The sequence below is a fragment of the Lentzea sp. NPDC058450 genome, assembly GCF_042721395.1.
Classification (GTDB): Bacteria; Actinomycetota; Actinomycetes; order Mycobacteriales; family Pseudonocardiaceae; genus Lentzea.
Map to the genome: position 1 here is coordinate 474,559 of NZ_JBHXLO010000001.1, position 21,378 is coordinate 495,936.

The 21,378-nt window shown below is 69.8% G+C and carries 18 protein-coding genes; 11 read left to right on the plus strand and 7 right to left on the minus strand.

All coding sequences use genetic code 11. The features are described 5' to 3' along the window. Window positions 1-21: 21 nt before the first annotated feature. The gene (locus ACFWNN_RS02390) at window positions 22-711 is read left to right on the plus strand and encodes a hypothetical protein (protein WP_382438021.1); all 690 of its coding nucleotides are present in this window, start codon (window positions 22-24) and stop codon (window positions 709-711) included. Between the two features lie 156 nt (window positions 712-867). Here ACFWNN_RS02390 and ACFWNN_RS02395 read toward each other — a convergent pair whose 3' ends face one another. The 3 genes from ACFWNN_RS02395 to ACFWNN_RS02405 all read right to left on the minus strand — a co-directional run bounded on the left by ACFWNN_RS02395 (window position 868) and on the right by ACFWNN_RS02405 (window position 2,150). Further along, entirely contained in the window at window positions 868-1,173 is a 306-nt protein-coding gene (locus tag ACFWNN_RS02395) for an integrase core domain-containing protein (protein ID WP_382438022.1), read from the minus strand. Between the two features lie 229 nt (window positions 1,174-1,402). After that, on the minus strand, window positions 1,403-1,804 hold the full coding sequence (locus ACFWNN_RS02400) for an MmcQ/YjbR family DNA-binding protein (RefSeq protein ID WP_382438023.1): 402 nt from the start codon (window positions 1,802-1,804) through the stop codon (window positions 1,403-1,405). Window positions 1,805-1,985: 181 nt separating this feature from the next. Next, the gene (locus ACFWNN_RS02405) at window positions 1,986-2,150 is read right to left on the minus strand and encodes a hypothetical protein (protein ID WP_382438024.1); all 165 of its coding nucleotides are present in this window, start codon (window positions 2,148-2,150) and stop codon (window positions 1,986-1,988) included. Between the two features lie 238 nt (window positions 2,151-2,388). Between ACFWNN_RS02405 and ACFWNN_RS02410 the strand changes: the two genes are divergently transcribed. From ACFWNN_RS02410 to ACFWNN_RS02440, 7 genes are all read left to right on the plus strand, one after another. Further along, a complete protein-coding gene (locus tag ACFWNN_RS02410) occupies window positions 2,389-3,984 on the plus strand; it encodes a hypothetical protein (RefSeq protein WP_382438025.1) in 1,596 nt (531 codons plus the stop codon). A 320-nt stretch (window positions 3,985-4,304) separates the two neighbouring features. Next, window positions 4,305-5,318, plus strand: coding sequence for a LacI family DNA-binding transcriptional regulator (locus tag ACFWNN_RS02415; protein ID WP_382438026.1), 1,014 nt, complete (start codon window positions 4,305-4,307; stop codon window positions 5,316-5,318). 160 nt (window positions 5,319-5,478) lie between these two features. Next, on the plus strand, window positions 5,479-6,561 hold the full coding sequence (locus ACFWNN_RS02420; protein ID WP_382438027.1) for a sugar ABC transporter substrate-binding protein: 1,083 nt from the start codon (window positions 5,479-5,481) through the stop codon (window positions 6,559-6,561). Window positions 6,562-6,580: 19 nt separating this feature from the next. Beyond that, the gene (locus ACFWNN_RS02425; RefSeq protein WP_382438028.1) at window positions 6,581-7,588 is read left to right on the plus strand and encodes an ABC transporter permease; all 1,008 of its coding nucleotides are present in this window, start codon (window positions 6,581-6,583) and stop codon (window positions 7,586-7,588) included. Next, complete coding sequence (locus tag ACFWNN_RS02430) at window positions 7,585-8,361, plus strand: ATP-binding cassette domain-containing protein (RefSeq protein ID WP_382438029.1); 777 nt, start codon at window positions 7,585-7,587, stop codon at window positions 8,359-8,361. Before ACFWNN_RS02425 ends, ACFWNN_RS02430 begins: the two co-directional genes overlap by 4 nt. Next, window positions 8,358-9,503 (plus strand): glycoside hydrolase family 99-like domain-containing protein, encoded by a 1,146-nt coding sequence (locus ACFWNN_RS02435; protein WP_382438030.1) that lies wholly within the window; start codon window positions 8,358-8,360, stop codon window positions 9,501-9,503. The genes ACFWNN_RS02430 and ACFWNN_RS02435 overlap by 4 nt, the downstream gene beginning before the upstream one ends. Before the next feature lie 78 nt (window positions 9,504-9,581). After that, on the plus strand, window positions 9,582-12,686 hold the full coding sequence (locus tag ACFWNN_RS02440) for a discoidin domain-containing protein (RefSeq protein ID WP_382438031.1): 3,105 nt from the start codon (window positions 9,582-9,584) through the stop codon (window positions 12,684-12,686). Window positions 12,687-12,741: 55 nt separating this feature from the next. On the opposite strand, the gene ACFWNN_RS02445 is transcribed toward ACFWNN_RS02440, so the two are convergent. Then, a complete protein-coding gene (locus ACFWNN_RS02445; RefSeq protein ID WP_382438032.1) occupies window positions 12,742-13,431 on the minus strand; it encodes a FadR/GntR family transcriptional regulator in 690 nt (229 codons plus the stop codon). Between the two features lie 77 nt (window positions 13,432-13,508). On the opposite strand from ACFWNN_RS02445, the gene ACFWNN_RS02450 reads away from it, so the two are divergent. Genes ACFWNN_RS02450 through ACFWNN_RS02460 form a run of 3 tightly spaced genes read left to right on the plus strand, consistent with a single transcriptional unit; the run spans window position 13,509 to window position 16,308 of the window. Continuing rightward, window positions 13,509-14,243, plus strand: a complete 735-nt coding sequence (locus tag ACFWNN_RS02450; protein WP_382438033.1) for a (Fe-S)-binding protein — start codon at window positions 13,509-13,511, stop codon at window positions 14,241-14,243. 14 nt (window positions 14,244-14,257) lie between these two features. Then, window positions 14,258-15,700 carry a LutB/LldF family L-lactate oxidation iron-sulfur protein gene (locus ACFWNN_RS02455; protein WP_382438396.1) on the plus strand — a complete coding sequence of 481 codons (1,443 nt, stop codon included), beginning with the start codon at window positions 14,258-14,260 and terminating at the stop codon, window positions 15,698-15,700. Beyond that, window positions 15,697-16,308: a lactate utilization protein C gene (locus ACFWNN_RS02460; RefSeq protein WP_382438034.1), complete on the plus strand. Its 612-nt coding sequence runs from the start codon at window positions 15,697-15,699 to the stop codon at window positions 16,306-16,308. Before ACFWNN_RS02455 ends, ACFWNN_RS02460 begins: the two co-directional genes overlap by 4 nt. Window positions 16,309-16,365: 57 nt before the next feature. On the opposite strand, the gene ACFWNN_RS02465 is transcribed toward ACFWNN_RS02460, so the two are convergent. From ACFWNN_RS02465 to ACFWNN_RS02475, 3 genes are all read right to left on the minus strand, one after another. Then, on the minus strand, window positions 16,366-18,366 hold the full coding sequence (locus ACFWNN_RS02465; protein ID WP_382438035.1) for a family 43 glycosylhydrolase: 2,001 nt from the start codon (window positions 18,364-18,366) through the stop codon (window positions 16,366-16,368). 123 nt (window positions 18,367-18,489) lie between these two features. After that, window positions 18,490-19,923 (minus strand): rhamnulokinase family protein, encoded by a 1,434-nt coding sequence (locus tag ACFWNN_RS02470; RefSeq protein WP_382438036.1) that lies wholly within the window; start codon window positions 19,921-19,923, stop codon window positions 18,490-18,492. Continuing rightward, entirely contained in the window at window positions 19,920-21,374 is a 1,455-nt protein-coding gene (locus ACFWNN_RS02475; RefSeq protein ID WP_382438037.1) for an arabinose isomerase, read from the minus strand. Before ACFWNN_RS02475 ends, ACFWNN_RS02470 begins: the two co-directional genes overlap by 4 nt. Window positions 21,375-21,378: the final 4 nt, after the last annotated feature.

Genomic DNA, 21,378 nt, shown 5'->3' on the forward strand with positions numbered 1-21,378 from the left:
GCCCCGTCATAGGATCCGGTCATGGCGAACCGTTCGTACCTGTACAGCACCGGAAACCGGCCGGAGTCCTATGAGGATCGGCCGGAGACGATCTCCGGGTTGTCGGAATGGCCCTACGCCATCCCGTTCTCCTTCTTGGTGCTCCTGTCCGGCGATCCCCGGCTGTGCGCGTCCCTGATCGCCGACGGGTTCGACGGCGAGCCCACGGAGAGCAGGACCAAGCTGTACGCCATCAGCGGTGAGTTCGACGCCGGGTTCGCGCGGCTGACGAAGTTCGCCGCCGCCGTGCGCGCCGTGAGCGACGCCGAGGGCCTGCACGCTGGGCTCGCCGAGGCGGAGCGGTTCCTCGACACGCACCGCGACCGGTACGTCCTGCTCGAGACCATCGAACTCGACACCATGATCGAGAGCGGCGAGGACGAGTTGCGGGCGCTCATCGAGAGCCACCTCGACCTGTGCCGGGCGGCAGGCGAGGCCATCGACGCGCTGCCCGACGACGCGGCAGCGGCCGGGGCCGTGCTCGCCGCGGCGGCGGCCCAGCGGTCGGCGCCGCCGCTGGACGCGTTCCACGGGCTCGTGCTGAACGACGACTTCGACAACACCCGTGATGACAGGACAGAGAACCCGATCGGCCTCAGCTGGTGGACCGACGTCCTCTACTTCGCGCTGTGGAACCGGGCGGAGTACGCGGCAAACCAGCCGAATCAGTAACCACGGCGGCCAGGACGGCCTCGCCGATGGCCTCGTGCCCCGCCGGGATGAGGTGAACGTCAGTGTCCGTGCAGACGTACGTCAACGCGCACACCCGCGCCTGTGCCGCTCGGAAAGTGGTCGCTGCAGCTCAAGCTGCATGTCGGTCTTCTTTGATCACCCCACCGAGGATCCACGTGCGGACGGGTCGACGGCAGAGACGTCAGGATCGTGCGCCGCTCCGGTGTGCTCTTGGACGTCTGGCGGTCGCCGGTCGCGGGCCTGGTGAGGCCGGTGCTCGTTGTAGTGCTTCTGGTATGCCGCAAGTACTTGACGCGCGTGGCCTTCTCCCATGATGAGGACGTGTTCGAGAAACGCCAGCGCGTGCAGGCGTACTCCGAGCACGGTGTCGATGTGGAAGAAGTCCGCCGCGATGATCCCCTCAGCCTGCGCAGTCAGAAACCGCGCCAGGTCGGACCACATCGCCGCGGCGCTGGATCGATGCCCGCGCGGTTCAGGACCTCCCCACCGCGGATTCTCTCCTGCGAGTCGGAGTACGGGCGCCTTGATCGCTGCTGCGGTCGATGGACGCCCCGCGCCGACGCTGTGCGTGCCGAAAATCACGTCCGTACAGGTCAAGCGGCATGCTGATACCCAATGAAGGACTCCACCGAGACGGTGTGCCTGGCAGCTGGAAGACTTCGACCGCTGTTCACGGGAGGAGGCGCGCGAGCTTCGCCGGGGCGAGCTCGCGGTAGCTCTCGGTCAGCAGCTCCTTGATCTCGGTCCAGTCGGCGTCAGGTTCGATGATCATGCCGACGACCTGGGTTCCCCAAGCGGCGCGGAAGAACGGGTAGCCGGCACCGACCAGCGAGTCGAACTCCTCGGCCTGTGCCCGGAACGTCATGACCACCGCGGGCTCGGTCAGTTCGGCGGCACGGCTGAACGCGCCGGTACTGCCGGGATGTGCGGTGAAGACGTGCAGGACAGTGCGTTGGCGGATACGCCATCTCGTGCCGACCCAGGCCGGTTCCTCGTAACTCTCGGGCAGGCCGGCGCAGATGCCGCGCAGGGCGGCCAGCACCTCGGGTGGCACGTCGGCGCGGTCGGTCATGGTCGGCAACGCTAGCCGGTCGCCCGGAAGCCGTTGCCGTCACTGGCATCGGTGAGCGTGCGTCCCGTGTTTCCGGGCTCCTTCGACCCCGCCACCCGCGGCCACCTCGACGTGGCCCTGTGCGTGCCGAAAACTACGTCCGCGCAGGGTCTGCCGCCGGCACCGGGCTGGCACGCGCCGGTCAGTCAGCTCGTTCCGGCCGTGCCGGGACGATCTGCGTCCATGGCCAGGAGACGAGCGCGATGCCAACGCCTCCGAGCAGACCAACGACGACAGCGCGGCGAACCAGGACCATCGGAACAGCCAGCACCTTGCAGACCATCTTGTACACCAGCGAAACGATCACCCGAACATGCTCGCGGCCGGAAGAACATCACTGTTCAGAGCTGCGATGGCTTTCCGGGCGGCGCAGAGGGCGGTGAGGTTGCCGCACCAGCGTTCGACGCCCAGTTGTACAAGCAGCGCAACATGGTCCGACGATGCTTCAGCCGGCTCAAGCGGTTCCGCGACCTCGCCACCCGCGCTAGGCCGATCTGGGGCCGGGCCGAGTCGTTGCCGTGATCACGGCAGCTCAGGCTGGCCTGATGCGAGCTGGGGTTTTCCTGCGCTGGGTGGCTCATCCGCTGACCGTCGGGGCCACCGCGGTCCTGTTGCTCAACGACCACGTGTTCAAACAGGCGTGGCCGGGCCTCGTCACCGGCAAGCTCAGTGACGTCGCCGGGCTGGTGGTGGCGCCGCCGGTCCTGGGTTTGTTGTTCGGCCTGTTCCGCGCCGGCCAGGTCGGTGCCGCGGCGGCGACGCTGCTGACGGGAGCCGGATTCGCGTGGGTCAAGCTGACCAGCACGGGAGCCGAGGTGGCGTCGGCGGCGTGGTCTGTCGTCAACGGGCCTTCGGTCGTTCTGGCCGACGCAGGTGATCTGATCGCGCTACCCGCGCTGGGCCTTGCCTGGTGGGCCTGGCGACTGTCTGCGGTGGCTCCGCCGCTGCCGGACCGACCGGCTCACCGGTTGCGGATGGTGCTCGCGATGCCGTTCGCTGTGTTGGCGATCGCCGCGACGTCCGCGCCCGGCACGGAGATACCGTCGGTGGACTCCGTGCAGGTCATGGGCGAGCAGGTGGTCATCGAGGTGGACGGGCGGCTCTACGGTTCCGGCTCCGGTGTCGGCGACTGGACGCCGCTGCCGGAGCCGCCGCTCGGGCAGTTGTCGGAGCGTCAGCAGTTCAAAGCCTGCGTGCCTGATGACACCGCACACTGCTACCGGGTGCACGGCGGTGACCTCGACCTCGGCTCCGTTCAACCACGCGGCGGCGGGTTGTTCGGCGTTGAACCGCCGCCGCTCGGCGGCCGGCTGCTCGGCGTCGACGAAACGACCGACGCCGGTCAGACCTGGCACACCGCCTGGGAGGTGCCAGCCGCCCGGTGGCCGTTCGTCAAGCGCCATCACCCGTTCCCCGGCGGGGTCGAACGCGCGTCCGAACTGGCCAGTGTGGATGTCCAGGTCCGTGCCGTCCCGCGTGGACACGAGGTGATCGTGGCCAACGGCGTCGAAGGGCTGGCGGTTCGCGGTGCCGACGGCGCGTGGCGACGCGTGCCGGTCGTGATCGCGGCGACCGGGCTGAAGTTCCGTCCCGCACCGCTCACGGGGTTCGGCCAGGTGATCGGCGACGAAGTGAGGGATGCCGGAATGATCACTCTGCTCGCCCTGCTGATCGGCATGTCGGTCGCGGTGTGCCGGGCTCGCGCGCGGCTCGGACAGGTGCTCGTCGTGGTGCTGCCACTCGTCTTTCTCCTCGTGGCGGCCGTCCCGATCTACGGCGTGATGGCGTTCGTCAACTTCAACTCTGGTAAGTCGACCGTTCCCGCACTGGTGTTCGCGCTGTGTCTCATCGGAATCGGCATCGGTCTCACGATGGTGCAGGGAGCGGTGCGCCGATCACGTGCGGCGGTGGTGGCCGCGGCCGCCGTGCTGACCGGTCTGGCGTTTCTCGGACCCTCCCTCGGCTGGACCCTCGGTTTTCCACCCGAACGCGGGATCGTCGGCGAACTCGGTCTGATCCTCGCAGCCGGATGCATGGTCCTGGTCGTCGCGGCAGGTTGGTGGGACGGCCCCGACCCGGCGACCACCGACGACTTCGACGCCGACACGCCTGGGCCACCTGTTCCTGGCTCAACCGCCTGAGCAGTTCCCCCTCGCGGAGGCAAGTGATCGGTGGGTGCGTGCTCGTTGTAGTGCCGCTCGTACTCGCGCGGAGCGAGCGTGTCGTAGGCCCGAAGGGTCTTCGCCCAGCGTTCCATGATCGCGTTCGTGCGGGGTATCCGGACACCGGTAGACTGAACCGGTTCACCTCCACGTCTGAGCGGCGCGGGCGCACGGACAGCGGACTGAAGAGACCCGATCTCCGCGAACGTCCGGCACGACACCCTCGTGATCGCGCAGGCGGTTACACTTCGCCGGTCTCCGGGATCGGGCCCGACGACGGGATGAAGGGCGGCCACCACGTGACTTCCACCGCCACCATCCGCGACGTCGCGAGCAGGGCCGGCGTCTCGCTCGGCACGATCTCCAACTACCTCAACGACAACAAGCCGATCGCCGAGGCCACGCGCAAGCGCATCGAGGACGCGATCTCCGAGCTCGGCTTCGTCCCGAACTCCGCGGTGCGCGTGATGCGCGGGGCCCGCAGCCACGTGGTGGCGTTCATCGTCCCGGACGGCGCCAACCCGTTCTTCACCGAGGTCGCGCGTGGCATCGAGGACGTCGCGATCCGCACCGGGCATGTCGTCGTCTCCTGCAACACGCTGGGCGAGCGGGCTCGGGAGGAGCATTACGCGAAGGCGCTCACGGAGATGCGGGTTCGGGCTGCGATCGCCGTGCCGTCCGGCACCTCCGACGAGTTGCTCCGGACGTTGCGCAGGTCTGGTGTCCAGGTGGTCACGCTGGGTGGAGCCAGCGGTGATGCGGCGTTCTCCAGCGTGTCCGTCGACGACCGGCTCGGCGGGTCGATCGCCATGGACCACGCGCTCGACCTCGGCCATCGCGACATCGTCTACTTCGGCGGGCCGGCGGCCGAGCCTCAGATAAGGGACCGCGTCCAGGGGTGCCGGGACAGCCTCAAGAGGCGCCGGATCAAGGTGTCGTCCCTGCGCAGGGTCGACGCGCCCGGTCACTCCCCCGCCCTGCGTTCGCTGGGCGCGGCGCAGGTGCTCGCGCTCTCCCCGCGGCCGACCGCGGTCATCTGCGCCAACGACCTGCTGGCGCTCGCGATGGAGTCCGAGGCGATCCGCCACGGCGTGCGCGTGCCCGAGGATCTGACGATCATCGGCTACGACGACATCGACAGCGCCGTCGCCGCGCCCGTTCCACTCACGACAGTCAACCAGCCGCAGTACGAGCTCGGGCGGCGGGCCGCGGAAATCGCTTTCGCCGCAACGGATGCGCACCCCGTGCACGAGTGGTTCTCGCCTGCGCTCAGGGTGCGCGAGTCGTCGGCCGCGCCTGCTTCGCAGCGCTGACCGGATCGTTCGAGACACACTTTTTCCCGCGCGGCCGCTTGACCTCACAGCTGTGAGCTGCCTAACATCCGCGCATCGGTGAACCGGTTCACCGAGCGCCCGCCGGGGCTTCCCGCCAGCTTCAGTACGTCCGACTCACCGACGCATCGGAGTACCTCCCATGTCCCTCCGCCACAACGCACGTACCACCATCGGCGTGTTGCTCGCCGTCGCCGCGCTGGTCACCAGCGCGTGCGGTTCCGCGACCGGCCCGGCCTCGGTCGACAAGGGTGAAGGCGACTTCACCGCCGACGAGGTGCGCGCCGCCACCGAGAAGCGGGTCGAGCCGGTGTTCGCCGTGCCGAAGAAGCGCGACGGGTACACCTTCGCGTTCCTCAACCCGGGACTGTCCATTCCGACCTTCGTCGAGTGGAAGAACGGGATGAAGGCGGCCGCCGACTTCTACGGCGGCGTCACGCTCGTGGAGTCCGACCTCGCGCTCGACTACCCGAAGAGCGCCAGCGCGTTCGAGACGATCGCCGTGCGCAACCCGACCGTGGTCGGCACCGGAGCGGGCGCCGGCACGCCGGGCTTCCTCGATGCCGTGCGCAAGAACAACATGAAGCCGTTGCTCATCGACCAGGAGCCCGGCTCCGGGGAGACGTTCGACTGGTTCGGCGTGAACAACGTCGACGTCGGCCGGATCGGCGCGGAAGCCCTGGCCAAGAAGGCGAAGGAGCGGCTCGCGGCCGACTGGGCCGGCGCCGACGTGGTCTACCTCGGCGCCAGCGTCTCGAACTGCGCACCGTGCGATGCCCGTGTGCGCAAGGGCGGTGAGGTCGTGAAGCAGGAACTCGGTCTGAAGGACGACAAGCTGCAGAACGTCTCACCGGCAGACGGGTCCGCCGCGGCAGAGGAAGCGGTCATCACCGACTTCCTCACCGCACACCCCAACTCGAAGGTGGTCGTGCTCGGTTACGGCGACGGCGGAGCGGTCGGCGCTCTCAACGCGTTGAGCAAGGCCGGTCGCCTGAAGGACGGACTCGTGGTGAGCCTCGGCGGCGACCCGTCCGGCCGGGCCGCGCTGCGCGACCGCGCGCTGCGCGACACGTTCGTCGGCGCCGTCGACTTCAACCCGTACGCGCAGGGGTGGAACTGGGTCGAGGCGGCGATCGCCGTGCAGCAGGGCAAGAAGTTCGAACCCTACGTCGCCGAGCGCTTCCTGACGTTCGACAACGTCAACATGTTGTACCCCAACGACTAACGTGCCAAGGGAATCTTTCATGAGCGTCACCATCACGGCACCGGGGCAGCAGACCTCCGAAGCCATCGACCGCGCGATGCGGAAACGACGGCTGCTCACCCTCATGCTCGACTACGGGCTCTACGCCGCGCTCGTCAGCCTGGTCGTCTACTTCTCGATCGCCTCGCCGTACTTCCTCAGCACCCGCAACCTGTTCAACATCGCGATGGCGATCGCGGTCACCGGGATCCTCGCCGCGGGCTTCACCGCGGCGCTGATCGCGGGCCAGGTCGACATCTCCATCGGCGCCACGGTCGGCATGAGCGGTGTCGTCTTCGCCGTCCTGCAGGAACAGGCGGGACTGCCGTGGTTCCTGGCGGCGCTGGTCTCCCTCGCCGTCGGCATGCTCACCGGTCTCCTCAGCGGGCTGCTGGTGATCCTGGTGTCGATCAACTCGTTGATCGCGACGCTCGCGATGTCGACGTTGATCACCGGGCTCGGGCTGATCCTCGCCGAGGGGCAGCCGATTCCGCTCACCGGCGGCACGCTGGGCGAGATCGTCAACGCCCGCCCGCTCGGCATCCCGGTACCGGTGATCATCCTCGCCGTCGTGTTCGCGGCCGGCTGGATCGTGTTCAACCGCATGCGGCTCGGCTGGCACATCTACGCGGTCGGCGCGAACCCGAGCGCCGCGCTGCGAGCGGGCATCAACGTCAACAAGATCTGCCTCGGTCTCTTCGTCCTCAGTGGAGGCCTGGCCGCGCTCGGTGGGCTCATCAGCACCGGCCAGGGAGGCAGCGCGTTCCCCGGTTCCGGTGACGCGCTGGCGTTCCAGGTGCTCGCCGCGGTCCTGCTCGCCGGTTTCGGGATCAGCGGCGGCGTGGGCAAGTTCGAGCGCGCCCTCGTCGGCGTCCTGCTGGTCGGCGTCCTGCTCAACGGCCTGGTTCTGATGCAGGTCGAGCCCTACTACCAGTACCTGGCGCGCGGAGTGATCTTCGTGCTGGCCGTGGTGCTGGCCTCCGTCTCACTCAGGAAGTCGGCACGATGACGGCATCGAAGCGCGTCCCGGCACTGTCCGCGCGCAACATCTCCAAGACCTTCGGCCACGTGACCGCCCTCAACGACGTGTCGTTCGACGCCTACCCCGGTGAGGTGCTCGCGATCATCGGCGACAACGGGGCGGGCAAGTCGACCTTGATCAAGACGCTGTCCGGTGTGTACGACGTGGACAGCGGCAGCCTGCGGGTCGCGGGCGAGCAGGTGGAGTTCCGCAAACCGGCGGACGCCACCAAGGCGGGGATCGCCACCGTGTACCAGGACCTGGCGCTGGTCGACACGCGCGACGTCGCCTCGAACCTGTTCCTGGGCAAGGAGTTCACGAAGGGACTCTTCGTCGACCGGAAGCGGATCTACGCCGAGGCCCGCGCCGCGATCGACCGGTTCTCGCTGAAGCTGCCCTCGGTCAAGGTCAACGTCGGCATGCTCTCCGGCGGGCAACGGCAGGTGGTCGCGATCGCCCGCGCGCTGGTGCAGGGCGCCGGCGTCGTGATCATGGACGAACCCACCGCGGCGCTCGGTGTCACCGAGTCCGCCAAGGTCATGGAGATCGCGGCGCAGCTGCGGGACTCCGGCACCAGCGTGCTGGTCATCAGCCACAACCTCCAGCAGATCTGGCCCGTCGCCGACCGCTTCCTGGTCATGCGGCTCGGCCGTGCCGCGGCCGTCCGGCGCAAGGAGGACACCTCGATCGACGAACTCGTCAAGCTCATCGTCTACGGCGCCGGTGACGGCGACGTGCAGGAAAGGACCGCCGGCGCGTGACCACCCGACCCAAGATCCTCGCCTACTACTTCCCCAGCTGGCACAAGGACTCCCGCAACGCCCAGTGGTTCGGAACGGACTGGGAGGAGTGGGAGCTGCTGAAGACCGCGACCCCGCGGTTCCCCGGTCATCGCCAGCCCAGGGTCCCCGCCCTCGGCTACCAGGACGACGCCGACCCGCGCACGTTCGACGTCCAGATCCCGCTCGCGACCGAGCACGGGGTCGACGGGTTCATCTTCGACTACTACTGGTACGACGACGGCCCGTTCCTCCAGCGCGCGCTGGACGAGGGTTTCCTCGGCAGCGAGCGCAACACCGACGTCGAGTTCGCGATCATGTGGGCCAACCACGAGCTGACGAACATCTTCCCCGCCGCGCGGAAGGACAGCCAGCCGACGCTCAAGCGCGGCGAGATCGACCGCGAGCAGTTCGAGCGGATGACCGACCACGTCGTCGAGCACTACTTCTCGCGCCCGAACTACCTGAAGGTCGACGGCAAGCCGTGGTTCTCGCTCTACGAGGTCGGACGGCTGGTGTCCGGACTCGGCTCGCTGGAGGCCACCGCCGAGGCGTTGCGGAGCTTCCGGGACAAGACCATCGCGGCGGGCCACCCCGGACTGCACGTCGACGCCGTCCTCTGGGGGTTCGGCGTGCTTCCCGCGGCGACGATGCTGCCCGAACCGTTCGACCTGATCGACCAGCTCGGTTTCCTGTCGGCCTCGTCCTACGTCTGGATCCACCACAGCGACACGCTGCGGTCGGACTTCCCGCAGGGCGACTGGCTCTCGGTGGGTCGCGACGCGTTCGAGGACTACCGGCGCTCGGCGAAGGCGCTGGACGTCCCGGTCTACCCGAACGTCACGGTGGGCTGGGACTCCTCACCGCGCACCTCGAAGGCGGAGGAGTTCAGCAACGGCACGTACCCGTGGACCCCGGTCTGGGACGGCACGCCGGACGAGTTCCGCTGGGGGCTGGAGCAGGCCAAGGAGTTCCTCGAAGAGCACCCGGTCGATCACCCGCTCGTCACCGTGAACGCCTGGAACGAGTGGACGGAGGGCTCCGCACTGCTGCCCGACCGTGATCGGGGGCTGGCGTACCTGCAAGCGATCCACGAGGTGTTCGGCCCCGCGGAGAAGAACTAATCCTTCGGAACAGTAAGGCGGACAACGATGTCAGCTGCACCACCGAGAACCTTCTTACGCAGACGACGCAGCGCCTTCTTGCTCACCCTCGGGGTGCTGGCGTCGATGCTCGTCGCGGTCGCCTCGCCCGCGCGAGCGGCTGACATCACGGTCGAACGCTGGCGCAGCGGTGAGCTCGTGCTCACCGCCGCGCAGGCCTACGCCGACCCGCTGACCGGGGTCCAGGTCAACGCCACCTTCGCCGGTCCGGGCGGCACGGTCCTCACCCGCCCCGCGTTCTGGGACGGCGGGAACACCTGGAAGGTGCGGTTCGCGCCGACCAGGACCGGCCTCTGGACCATGACCACCTCCGCGTCGAACACCGCCGACTCGGGGCTGCACAACGTGGTCCGCACGGTCGACGCGGTGCCCTACGCGGGCTCGCTGGAGATCTACCAGCGCGGGTTCCTGAAGAAGAGCGCGGACGGCCACCACCTGACCTACGCCGACGGCACGCCGTTCTTCTGGCTCGGCGACACCCACTGGATCATGCCGCACGAGCGGTTCTCCACCTCGAACGCGCCCGGCGTCGCCTCGCAGTTCAAGTACACAGTGGACAAACGCGTCGAGCAGGGCTTCACCGTCTTCCAGTCCGAACCGATCTGGCAGCCGCACGGCGGCACGCACACCGGTCCGGACGAGGAACCGGTCGCGGACCTGACGAACGGGTTCAGCGCGGCGGACCTGCCCGGTTTCGCCAACCTGGACCGCAAGTTCGCCTACGTCGCGGACAAGGGACTGCTGCACGCCAACGCCCAGATCACCTGGGCCAGGGACCCGGCGAACTTCCCGGTCTTCACCGACGCGTTCATGGCCGCCATGGCCCGCTACTGGGTCGCGCGGTTCGGCGCGTACCCGTCGGTGTGGACACTCGCGCAGGAGATCGACAAGAACCACTACAACACCTACAACAGCACGACGCTCTCCAAGTGGTACGCCGTGGGTGACACGATCGCGGCCACCGACGCCTACCAGCACCCGCTGATGCCGCACCAGGAGCACACCGGGTCCACCAACGTGCCGGACTCCACCTTCGCCGGACGCCCGTGGCACACCGGGTTCGCGGCCCAGATCATCGACAAGGGCAACTGGAACAAGACGATCGCCAAGCGGTACTGGGACGTCGCCCCCGCGAAACCCGCGCTGGCCTACGAGACCTCGTACGAGGACCTGGTGTTCAGCGCCGACCACAACATGGCGCTCAGCGCGGGGTACAAGGCCTTCCAGCTCGGCTACTTCGGCTACGGCTTCGGTGTCAACGGCGTCTGGAACGACATCTACTCCGCTCCCGGCCAGCCTCTCGACGCCGGCACCGACTACCTGATCAACCAGGACGGCTACTCCTGGTGGTACGACGGCGCCAACACCCCGACCGGACCACGGCTCACGCACTTCAAGAACTTCTACAAGTCCTTCGACTGGTGGCTGCAGACCCCGCGGTTCGACGACGCGGCCTGGGGCACCGTCGGCGCGGGTGGTTACCTGTCGTCGAACGGCAACAACAACTACGTCGCCCTCTTCGCCAACACCAGCACCGAGACCGGTGTCCTGCGCCAGATGGACGACAACGCGCACTACCGCGCGGTGTGGTTCGACCCCCGCACCGGCTCGTACCAGACGATCAGCAACACCGTCGTCTCCAGCGGCGGCGCCTGGACGATTCCGCCCAAGCCGGGAGACTCGGACTGGGTCCTGCGCGTCACGAAACAGGGTGCGCGGGCGTCGGTGACCGGTGCTCCCACCGCGTCTCTCGCCGCGACCGACCTGAACGGCTCCGCCCAGGTCAGGCTGACGACGGAGACCGGCGGCGCCACGATCCGGTACACCGTCGACGGTTCGACGCCGACCGGGTCCAGCACCGTCTACACCGGACCGATCACCATCGCGGGCACGACGGCCGTGACGGTGAGGGCCCAGGCGACCTCGGCAGGGCGCACCGCGAGCTCGGTGATGACCGAGACCTACCCCGCGCGCCGCGGACTCACCCAGGGCGCGACCTACAGCGCCAGCTCGCAGTGGGACGCGAACCAGGGTGCTGCCCGCGCGTTCGACGGTGACGCCGGCACGAACTGGCAGGCCTGCAACGGCTGTTGGTCGGGCCAGTGGCTGGAGGCGAACTTCGGCGGGAACCGGACGGTCAGCCAGGTGACGGTGTCGGAGTACGACAACCGCACCACCGGCTACCGCGTCGAGTACTGGACCGGCAGCGCCTGGGCCACCGCGTACACCGGCACCGGCGGTTTCGGCACGACGGGTCAGTCGAAGGCGATCTCGTTCCCGGCCGTGACGACGAGCAGGCTGAGGCTCTTCTTCACCTCGGGCACGGCGAACGCCCCGATCATCTACGAGTTCGGCGCGTTCGACCCACCCGCCAACTTCGCCCGCACGGCGACCATGGCCGCCAGCTCCACCTTCAACGGCGACCAGACGGCGGCCAAGGGCGGGGACGGCGACCTCGGCACGAACTGGCAGGCGTGCGGCGGTTGCGCCGGCCCGCAGTGGCTGGAGGCGAACTTCGGCACACCGAGAACCTTCAACCAGGTCACGGTCTCCGAGTTCGGCAGCCGCACGCGGACGTTCCGGGTCGAGTACTGGAACGGCAGCGGCTGGTCCACCGCGTACACCGGGAACACTCCGTTCGGGGAGTTCCGCGCGGTGCACTTCCCGGCGGTCACGGCGACCAGCGTCCGGGTGGTCTTCCTGACGTGGGAGGGAACGGCTCCGATCGTGTACGAGCTGGGCGTGCACTCGACGCTCTCCCCCACGCTCACCACCGGTGCGTCGTTCAGCTCCAGTTCGAACTACGCGGCGGGGCAGGCGGCCGCGCAGGCCTTCGACGGTTCGCTCGCCACCAACTGGCAGGCGGCCGACGGCAGGTACCGCGGTGAGTGGCTGCAGGCGGACTTCGGCGCCAACCGGACGTTCAGCAAGGTCTCGCTCTCGGAGTACGGCGCCCGCACGTCCGGCTTCCGGATCGAGTACTGGAACGGCTCGTCCTGGCAGACCGCGTTCACCGGCTCGACACCGCTCGACCAGTACCGGGAGATCAGCTTCCCCGCGGTGACCGGATCGCGGGTGCGCCTCCACTTCACGTCGCGCACGCTCATCCAGCCGATCATCTACGAGTTCGGCGTGCACGCCTGACACGGGAGGGCGGCGATGGACGACCTGACGGACGTCGCCGCCCTCGCCCGCGTGGTCAGGTGACCCCGGAATCGCGGTAGAAGCCCTCGATGTGCGACCGCACTGCCCGTTCCGCCTCATCAGGCCGTCCGTCGCGCACGGCGGCGAAGATCTCACGGTGCTCGCCCCTCAGACGTTCGGCCATCGAGGCCCAGTCGCCCAGACCGGCCGCACCCGCCCGGACGTAGGCCAGCACGGCTCCACGCACCCCGGACATCACGGCGGTGACGAGTCCGTTGCCGGCGGACTCGGCGAGCACGGCGTGGAACTCGCCGTCGAGCCGCAGGAACTCCTCGGCGCCGATGCCGGGCACGTCCATGCGATCCAGCAGTTCGGCGGCCCTCGCCAGCAGGTCCGCGTCCGGTGCTGCCGCCGCCTCCCGGACGCCCCAGCTCTCGACGAGCACGCGCAACGTCACGACGTCGCGCACCGGGACGCTCCGGCTCGCCACGTGCAGGCGCAGCGCCACCCCGATGCCCGCGGCGGCGTCCGCGACGAGCACCGCGCCCGCGGTCGGTCCCGAGCCTGTCGCGCTGCGGACGACACCGAGCGCCTCCAGCACCCGCACGGCCTCGCGCACCGACGGCCTGGAGACGCCCAGGTTCTCGGCCAGCACCCGCTCCCCCGGCAGCCGCCCGCCCAGCGTGAGGCGGCCCGCGTCCAGTTCGGCCTCGATCCACGCCAGCACGCGTTCATGGGTTCGCACGTCCCGCACTCTATCTGTGGTCAGACCACACAGCTATCATGCTGTGGTCTGACCACACCGACCCGAGGAGAGCGCCCGTGCGGATCGCCTTGTTCGTCACCTGCCTCGCGGACGCGATGGCGCCGCAGGTCGGCAGGGCCACCGTGGCGTTGCTGGAACGGCTGGGGCACGAGGTCGTCTTCCCCGCCGCGCAGACCTGCTGCGGACAGATGCACGTCAACACCGGCTACCGGCGCGAGGCCGAACCGCTGGTGCGCCACCACGTCACCACCTTCGAGCCGTACGACGTGATCGTCGCGCCGTCCGGATCGTGCGTCGGCTCGGTGCGCCACCAGCACGCGGACGTCGCGCGCGGCGCCGGTGACGCGGCGCTGGCCGCCCGCGCCGAGTCCGTGGCCGGGCGCACGTTCGAGCTGACCGAACTGCTGGTCGACGTGCTGGGGGTGGAGGACGTCGGCGCCTACTACCCGCACCGCGTGACCTACCACCCGACCTGCCACTCGCTGCGGATGCTGCGGGTGGACGACAAGCCGCTGCGGCTGCTGCGCAACGTGCGCGGGATGACGCTGGTCGAGCTGCCGGCCGCGGACCAGTGCTGTGGCTTCGGCGGCACGTTCGCGCTCAAGAACGCCGACGTGTCCACGGCGATGCTGGCGGACAAGATGCGCAACGTCCTCGCGACCGGCGCCGAGGTCGCCACGGCGGGCGACGCGTCGTGCCTGACCCACATCGGTGGCGGCCTGTCCCGGCTGCGCACCGGCACCCGTTCGGTGCACCTGGCGGAGATCCTCGCGTCCACGGAGGCGTCGTGACCACGTTCCTCGGCATGCCCGCGCCCCGCGGGGTCGGCCACCTGCGCGGCAGCGAGCCGTTCCCGAAGGCCGCCCGCGCCGCGCTCGCGGACTCCCAGCTGCGCCGCAACCTCGGTCACGCCACGTCCACGATCCGCGGCAAGCGCGCGAACGTCGTCGGCGAGCTCGACGACTGGGAAGAGCTGCGACTGGCCGGGTCCGCGTTGAAGACCGCCGTCATGGCCAGGCTCGACGAGCACCTCGAACGCCTGGAACGCGAGGTGCAGGCGCGCGGCGGCGTCGTGCACTGGGCGCGGGACGCGAACGAGGCCAACGCGATCGTCACCGACCTGGTCCGCGCCACCGGCGAGACCGAGGTCGTGAAGGTCAAGTCCATGGCCACGCAGGAGATCGGCCTGAACGAGGCACTCGAGGCCGCCGGGATCCACGCGCACGAGACGGACCTGGCCGAGCTGATCGTCCAGCTCGGCGGCGACCTGCCGAGCCACATCCTGGTGCCCGCGATCCACCGCAACCGCGCGGAGATCCGCGAGATCTTCCTGCGCGAGATGCCCGGCGTCGACCCGGAGCTCACCTCCGAACCGCGCCGGCTCGCGATGGCGGCCCGCGCGTACCTGCGCGACAGGTTCCTGCGGGCCAAGGTCGCGATCTCCGGCGCCAACTTCGGCGTCGCGGAGTCCGGCACGCTGCTCGTGGTCGAGAGCGAGGGCAACGGCCGGATGTGCCTGACCCTGCCCGACACCCTGATCACGGTGATGGGCGTGGAGAAGGTCGTGCCGACGTGGGGCGATCTGGAGGTGTTCCTGCAGTTGCTGCCGCGTTCGTCGACCGGCGAGCGGATGAACCCGTACACCTCGGCGTGGACCGGGGTGACGCCTGGCGACGGCCCGCAGGCGTTCCACCTGGTGCTGCTCGACAACGGCCGCACCGCGACGCTGGCCGACGAGGTCGGGCGCTCGGCGTTGCACTGCATCAAGTGCTCGGCCTGCCTGAACGTCTGTCCGGTCTACGAGCGCACCGGCGGCCACGCCTACGGCTCGGTGTACCCGGGACCGATCGGCGCCGTGCTGTCGCCGCAGCTCACGGGCGTCGAGGACAACGCCTCACTCCCCTACGCCTCCACGCTGTGCGGCGCCTGCTTCGACGCCTGCCCCGTGCGCATCGACATCCCGTCACTGCTGGTGCGACTGCGCACCCGGCACGTCGACGAGAACCGCGGCGGCGTGCCATCGGCCGAGGCGGTGGCGATGGCGGCGGCCTCGTGGGTGATGTCCTCGCCACGCCGGTTCGGTGCCGCCGAGGCCGTGTCCAGGCTCGGCCGCGCCCTCGGTCGCAGGACGGACCGCATCTCGTCCCTGCCACCGCCGCTGTCGGGGTGGACCTCGAGCCGGGACGCTCCCCGGCCGCCGAAGGAGACGTTCCGGCAGTGGTGGGCACGGGAGAAGGAAGGCCGATGAGCGCACGCGACGAGGTCCTGGGTCGCATCCGGGCGGCGAACGCGGCCGCGGGAAGTCCCGCCCCACCCGCGGTTCCGCGTGACTACCGGCGGGAGGGGCGGTCCGCGGCGGGGTCGGACGAGGTGATCGAACTGCTGACGGACCGGCTGATCGACTACAGGGCGCAGGTGATCGACGCGCGGGCGGGTGACGTGCCCGGGGCGATCAGCACCGCTCTGTCCTCAGTGGACGGAAAGATCCTCGTACCGGCCGGACTGCCTCCCGGCTGGTGCCCGGAAGGCGTGCCGGACTCCGGTTTCTCCCCGCTCGAACTGGACGGGTTCGCCGCCGTGGTCACCGGGTGCGCGGCGGCCTGCGCCACCACCGGAACCATCGCGCTGGACGCGAGCCCCGACCAGGGCCGGCGGGCGATCACCCTCGTCCCGGACGTCCACGTGTGCGTGGTCCGCGCCGACCAGGTCGTGGACACCGTGCCCGAACTGCTGGCGAGACTGGACCCGGTGCGCCCCACGACGTTCATCAGCGGCCCGTCGGCCACGAGCGATATCGAACTCGAGCGGGTGGAAGGGGTGCACGGGCCCCGGACGCTGATCGTCGTCCTCGCCTGAACACGCCTCGCGGGGAAGGCGTCGTCGCCTCCCCCGCGAGGGTCCCCTCCCCCCGGTCTAGCGGACGTCCGCCTCCAGGTGCAGGCTGCGGCCGGCCTCCGTGCGCCAGCTCGCACCGGAGTCGTTGCTGATCAACGCGCTGCCGCCGGAGTGCGGACTCGTGTCGGTGTAGGCGATGCCGTACGAGCCCTTCCCCGACGTGGTGCGCACGACCAGGGCGAACTGCTCACCCGCCCGCACCTTCAGCGGCGACGCCAGGCGCAACGGGACCCACGCGGCCGCCCACGACACCTGGTCCCGCGCGATCACGGAGGACGCGACGGTCTCGCCGGGGACACCGTCGCGGAACCGCTTCAGCTCCAGCGTGAGCCCGGCGTCGGGATAGCCGGTCTGGAAGCTCGTGAACCGGACCTCGCTCAGCCTGCCGTTCTTCGGCACCGTGAACGTCTGCGCCCGCTGGAGGCCTCCGCTGATGTCCCAGTGCGTCCGGTAGCCGGTGTGCCCGGTCGACACGGCGGCGGGCCGAGGCGTCTCGGCCTTCCGCGCCGGGACCCTGACGTCGTAGGAGACACCGCACTCGATCGGCTTGATCGCGCCGGACGCGTCGAACTCCAGCGGCTGCCAGTAGTGCTTGGCCAGCGCCTCGTTCGGCTTGGCGTTCATCCACACGTCGGACTGGTAGAGGTACAGCGGGCCGGCTTTCGTGTCGAGCTTCAGCACGTCCGTCGGCTGGCCACCGCACGAGGTCGTGGTGATGTTGGTGCCGGTGAGGATCGGTCCGGGGGTGTCCCACCGGGACAGATCACCGGAGAAGTCGTCGGAGAGCAGCACCTTCCCGTCCGGCGCGGTCACCGTGACGCTGTCGACGGTGGCGCGTTCCACGGTGTGCTGGCGGAAGCCGACCCTGCCGGTGGCACTGGCCGTGTCGGTCGTCGTGTCGACGAGCACGCCGTCGATGAAGGTCCTGATGGCGGCCCCGGCGACCTCGATCCTGATCTCGTAGCGCTGACCGGTCGTGATGGCCATCGGCAACCCGACGGTGACGGCGCCCTTGCCGGGGATCAGCTTGGTCAGGTTGCCACCGGTCGCGCCGGCGTGCGGGTAGTTGCCGATCAGCCAGCGGTAGTCACCGGAGTTGGAGCTGCGCACGACCAGACCCACCTGGGCGTACTCGCCCTCGGTGGACTGCTCGGGCGTGGCGAGCGCGGTGAAGGTGTAGTCGCGCCACGACTCGCCGTCCTTGCTCAGTCCCACCTCCCCGCCGCCGATCCGCAGGGCGCCACCGGAGACCGACCAGGCGTCCGGGCGCACACCGGTGCCGGTCCACGGTCCGAGAGGGCTGGAGGCGGTGACGAATCCGGTGCCGGTGGTCGTGTAGCCGCGGTTGGGGTCGGAGTAGGTGAGGTAGTAGCGGCCGTCGCGCTTGAAGATCGTCGGCGCCTCGGTGCTGCGGATGCCGACGCGGCGCCACTGCCCCGAGCCGGTCGTGTAGGTGCGGTCGAGCTTCTCGACGATCAGGTCGCCGGCCCGCCGCCAGTCGGTGAACGCGAGGTACGCCGCGCCGTCGTCATCGACGAAGACCTGGTGGTCGCCGTAGTTCACGCCGCCAGGAGGCCCTTCGGCCGGGCCGAGGTCCGGCGCGGCGACCTCGCGGAAGCCGGAGGTCGGGTTCGGCGAGGTGAGGACGCGGTAGCCGACACCGTTGTCATAGGTGTTGATCCACAGCACGTATTTGCGGGTCACCTCGTTGTAGACGACGTGCGGCCGGAAGCAGCCGTAGGTCCTGCCGTCGCACCGGGTCTGCCAGGTCTGGCCGGTCGCGTCGAACAACGGGCCTCGTGGCGTCCAGTTCACCAGGTCGGGCGAGCTGTAGGAGACGAACCCGCAGAACCGCGCGCCCGGAGTGTTCCACTCGAACCCACAGCCGTAGGAGGTGCCGTAGAGGTAGTAGGTGTCACCGAAGCGCTGGATCTGGCCGTCGTGGGCGTCGATCGCGTTGCCGTTCACGTCGAACCGGATCGCGGCGTTGCCGGCGCTGTCCTTGTTGACCAGCTTCACGGTTCTCTCGCCTGAGTGGGCCAGTGCGGGTGGCGCTCCCGCGAAGAGCAGACCGAGCAACACCGCTAACGCCAACACACGTCGGGGCAACACCGTTGTGTCCCTTCATGGTGAGGAGGATGTTCAGGGCTGGAGACGTCGTTCTGCCTTGTCCCAGGAGGACTCGTCGTCGCTGGGCTCGTAGCGGCGGAGGGGCTGGGTGCGTGCGACGAGGTCACGCAGCGCGGCCATGTCTCCTCGCAACGCTCCGAGGGCGCGTGCCTGCACGAGCGCGTTGCCGACCGCCGCGGCCTCCACCGGGCCGGCGACCACCGGCAGTCCGCAGGCGTCGGCGGTCAACTGGCACAGCAGCGCGTTGCGCGCCCCACCTCCGACGACGTGCACGACCTCGACCTCGGTGCCGGAGAGCACGGCGGCCTCGCGGACGCTGCGCCGGTGTGCCAGCGCGAGGCTGTCGAGGACGCACCGCACCACGGCGGGTCGCGACGCCGGCGGGTCACCGTGCCGGGCCGCGGCGGCGACGATGCGCTGGGTCATGCCGCCGGGCGGGATGAACTCCGGATCGCCCGCGTCGACCACCGCGGCCAGCGGCGACTCCCCGGCCGCGGCCGCCAGCAGCTCTCCGAGGTCCGGGTCGCCCCATTCGCGCAGGCACTCCTGCAGCAACCACAGGCCCATCACGTTGCGCAGGTAGCGGACCGTGCCGTCGACGCCGAGCTCGTTGGTGAAGTTCGCGGCCCTGCTTTCGGCAGTCAGCACCGGCGCCGTCAGCTCGACGCCTACCAGGGACCACGTTCCCGTTGCCACGTAAGCGAACCGCGGGCCGGTCGCGGGTACGCCGAGCACGGCGGAGGCGGTGTCGTGCGAGCCGACGGCGATCAACGGCGTGGCTCCCGCGAGGCCTGCCTGTTCCTGGACGTGCGGGAACAGGTCACCGATGATCTCCCCTGGTCGCACCAGCGACGGGAACAGCGCGGGGTCCAGGCCGATCGCGGTGATCAGGTCCTCCGCCCACGCACGGGTGCGCGCGTTCAGCAGCCCGGTGGTCGAGGCGTTCGTCGTTTCCGCGACCTTCCTGCCGGTGAGCCAGTACCCGAGGAGGTCGGGAACGAGCAGCACGCTGCGGGCGGCCTCCAGTTGGGGCGTGCCCGCCGCCGAGGCCAGCTGGTAGATCGTCGTGAACGGGAGTTCCTGCAGCCCGTTCGTGGAGTAGAGATCTGGGAGCCGCTGCTTCAGCTGCGCCGCGACGCCGTCGGTGCGGTTGTCGCGGTAGTGCACGGGATTGCCGAGCAACGCGCCGGTGGCGTCGAGCAGGCCGTAGTCGACGGCCCAGGAGTCGATTCCCACGCCGTCGAGCCGCGGCCCGGCGGCTTTCAGTCCGGTGAGGACGGCCTGGTGCAGCGCGGGCGCGTCCCAGTGCAGGGTGTCGCCGAGCCGGACGGGGCCGTTGGGGAAGCGGGTCACCTCGTCGAGTTCGAGGTGACCCGGCCCGACTTCGGACCTCAGCACGCGGCCGCTCGACGCTCCGAGGTCGACGGCCGCCACGGTGACGGTCATACGCGCACGAACTCCAAGTCCATCAACTCGGCCACGGCGGCCAGGTCGGCGGCGCGGTGACCGGTGCCGAGCGCCCAGTGGTGGTCGACGCCGGACGCGCTCCATCGGTCGGTCCACTCGCCGGGGTCCTCGCCGAAGTCGACGCGGCTCGTGGTGTTGCCGATGCGCAGCAACGGCCCCGGCACGACCGTGCCCTCACTGGTGACCAGCACGTACCGTCCGTCGCGACGCTGGCCGAGGCCGCACAGGGTCACCGGCCCGGGCTTCACGTCGAACTCGACCGAGACGCCCCAGCCGCGCTTGCCGTGGTAGGTGCCGAGGCCGCGCAGCAACGGACGCCGCGCGGAGATCGCCAGGTGGGCGGGACCGTCGTGGCCCATCTCGACCACGTCGTCGGCGAAGTTCAGCGCCTGGAACTCGGTGAACGAGCCACCGGCGCCGAGCCGGTCCATGATCAGCATCGCCAGCGAGTTGCGCAGCTCGTACTCCCCCGCCACCGGGATGCCCCGCGCGGTCAGCAACGACGCGCCCAGGATCAGGCCGGCGCCCAGCCGTTCGTGCTGCTCACCGTCGAGTCCGCGGTGGTAGTAGGCCAGGGAGTCGAGCGCGAAGTCCTCGACGAGCCGGTCCAGCCCGACCGACACCCTGGCACCCCAGGCGAAGTCCTCCTCGTCGACCGATCCGTCCACCTCGAAGAGCTCCCGCGCCAACGCCTTGCGCTGGTCCACTTCGGACTCGGTGACGCGCTCGACGCGCACCCGCAGGTCGTCGAGCTCCAGCACCTCGACGTGCCCGCCGAGCTGGGTGGACACCGAGGTGAGGTCGGTCGAGACGTCGAGCATGCCGGGGTACAGGTGTCCCATCAGGCCGTGCCTGCCGTGCCGGAGCCCGCCCCGCACTCCGGCGGCGCGCACCCAGCGTTCGATCCGCTGCCAGGCCCGGTCGTCCTCCAGGTGGCCGGACACCGAGCGGAACGAGATCCCGGCGCGTTCGAACGAGTTCGCCATCTCCGGCAACGGGCAGGCGCCGCAGTACGCGAGCCACGCGCCCGTGTCGAACGTGACGTGGTCCATCTTCTCGGTCGGCTGCAGGTTGATCAGCAGCACCGGAGCGCCGCTGCGCTGGGCGATCGGCAGCAGCATCGTCGCGGTCATGTAGGTGGTGAGGAACCCGACGATCAGGTCGCATCCCGCCTGCCGCAACCGTTCCGCGGCCTGCGCACCCTCCTGGGCGTCGGAGATGAACCCGACGTCGACCAGTTCGATCGGCGCTTCGGCTCCTCCGATGGCGCCCAGGCGTTCGGACACGCGCGCGGCGGAGCGCCGCAACTGCGGCAGCAGGTCGGGGAACTGGGGCCAGTAGGCACCGAGCCCGCCCGCCACGAGCCCCACCTTCGCAGGGCGCACCGACGTGCGGGTGAGCAGGGCGGGGGTTTTCGCGAGCGAGGTCATCGTT

Excerpts from the sequence above, each read along its gene's own strand:
- ACFWNN_RS02390 (WP_382438021.1), top strand. The coding sequence starts at position 22 with ATGGCGAACCGTTCGTACCTGTACAGCACCGGAAACCGGCCGGAGTCC.
- ACFWNN_RS02395 (WP_382438022.1), bottom strand. The coding sequence starts at position 1,173 with ATGTGGTCCGACCTGGCGCGGTTTCTGACTGCGCAGGCTGAGGGGATC.
- ACFWNN_RS02400 (WP_382438023.1), bottom strand. The coding sequence starts at position 1,804 with ATGACCGACCGCGCCGACGTGCCACCCGAGGTGCTGGCCGCCCTGCGC.
- ACFWNN_RS02410 (WP_382438025.1), top strand. The coding sequence starts at position 2,389 with ATGCGAGCTGGGGTTTTCCTGCGCTGGGTGGCTCATCCGCTGACCGTC.
- ACFWNN_RS02420 (WP_382438027.1), top strand. The coding sequence starts at position 5,479 with ATGTCCCTCCGCCACAACGCACGTACCACCATCGGCGTGTTGCTCGCC.
- ACFWNN_RS02425 (WP_382438028.1), top strand. The coding sequence starts at position 6,581 with ATGAGCGTCACCATCACGGCACCGGGGCAGCAGACCTCCGAAGCCATC.
- ACFWNN_RS02430 (WP_382438029.1), top strand. The coding sequence starts at position 7,585 with ATGACGGCATCGAAGCGCGTCCCGGCACTGTCCGCGCGCAACATCTCC.
- ACFWNN_RS02455 (WP_382438396.1), top strand. The coding sequence starts at position 14,258 with ATGCCCGCGCCCCGCGGGGTCGGCCACCTGCGCGGCAGCGAGCCGTTC.
- ACFWNN_RS02460 (WP_382438034.1), top strand. The coding sequence starts at position 15,697 with ATGAGCGCACGCGACGAGGTCCTGGGTCGCATCCGGGCGGCGAACGCG.
- ACFWNN_RS02470 (WP_382438036.1), bottom strand. The coding sequence starts at position 19,923 with ATGACCGTCACCGTGGCGGCCGTCGACCTCGGAGCGTCGAGCGGCCGC.
- ACFWNN_RS02475 (WP_382438037.1), bottom strand. The coding sequence starts at position 21,374 with ATGACCTCGCTCGCGAAAACCCCCGCCCTGCTCACCCGCACGTCGGTG.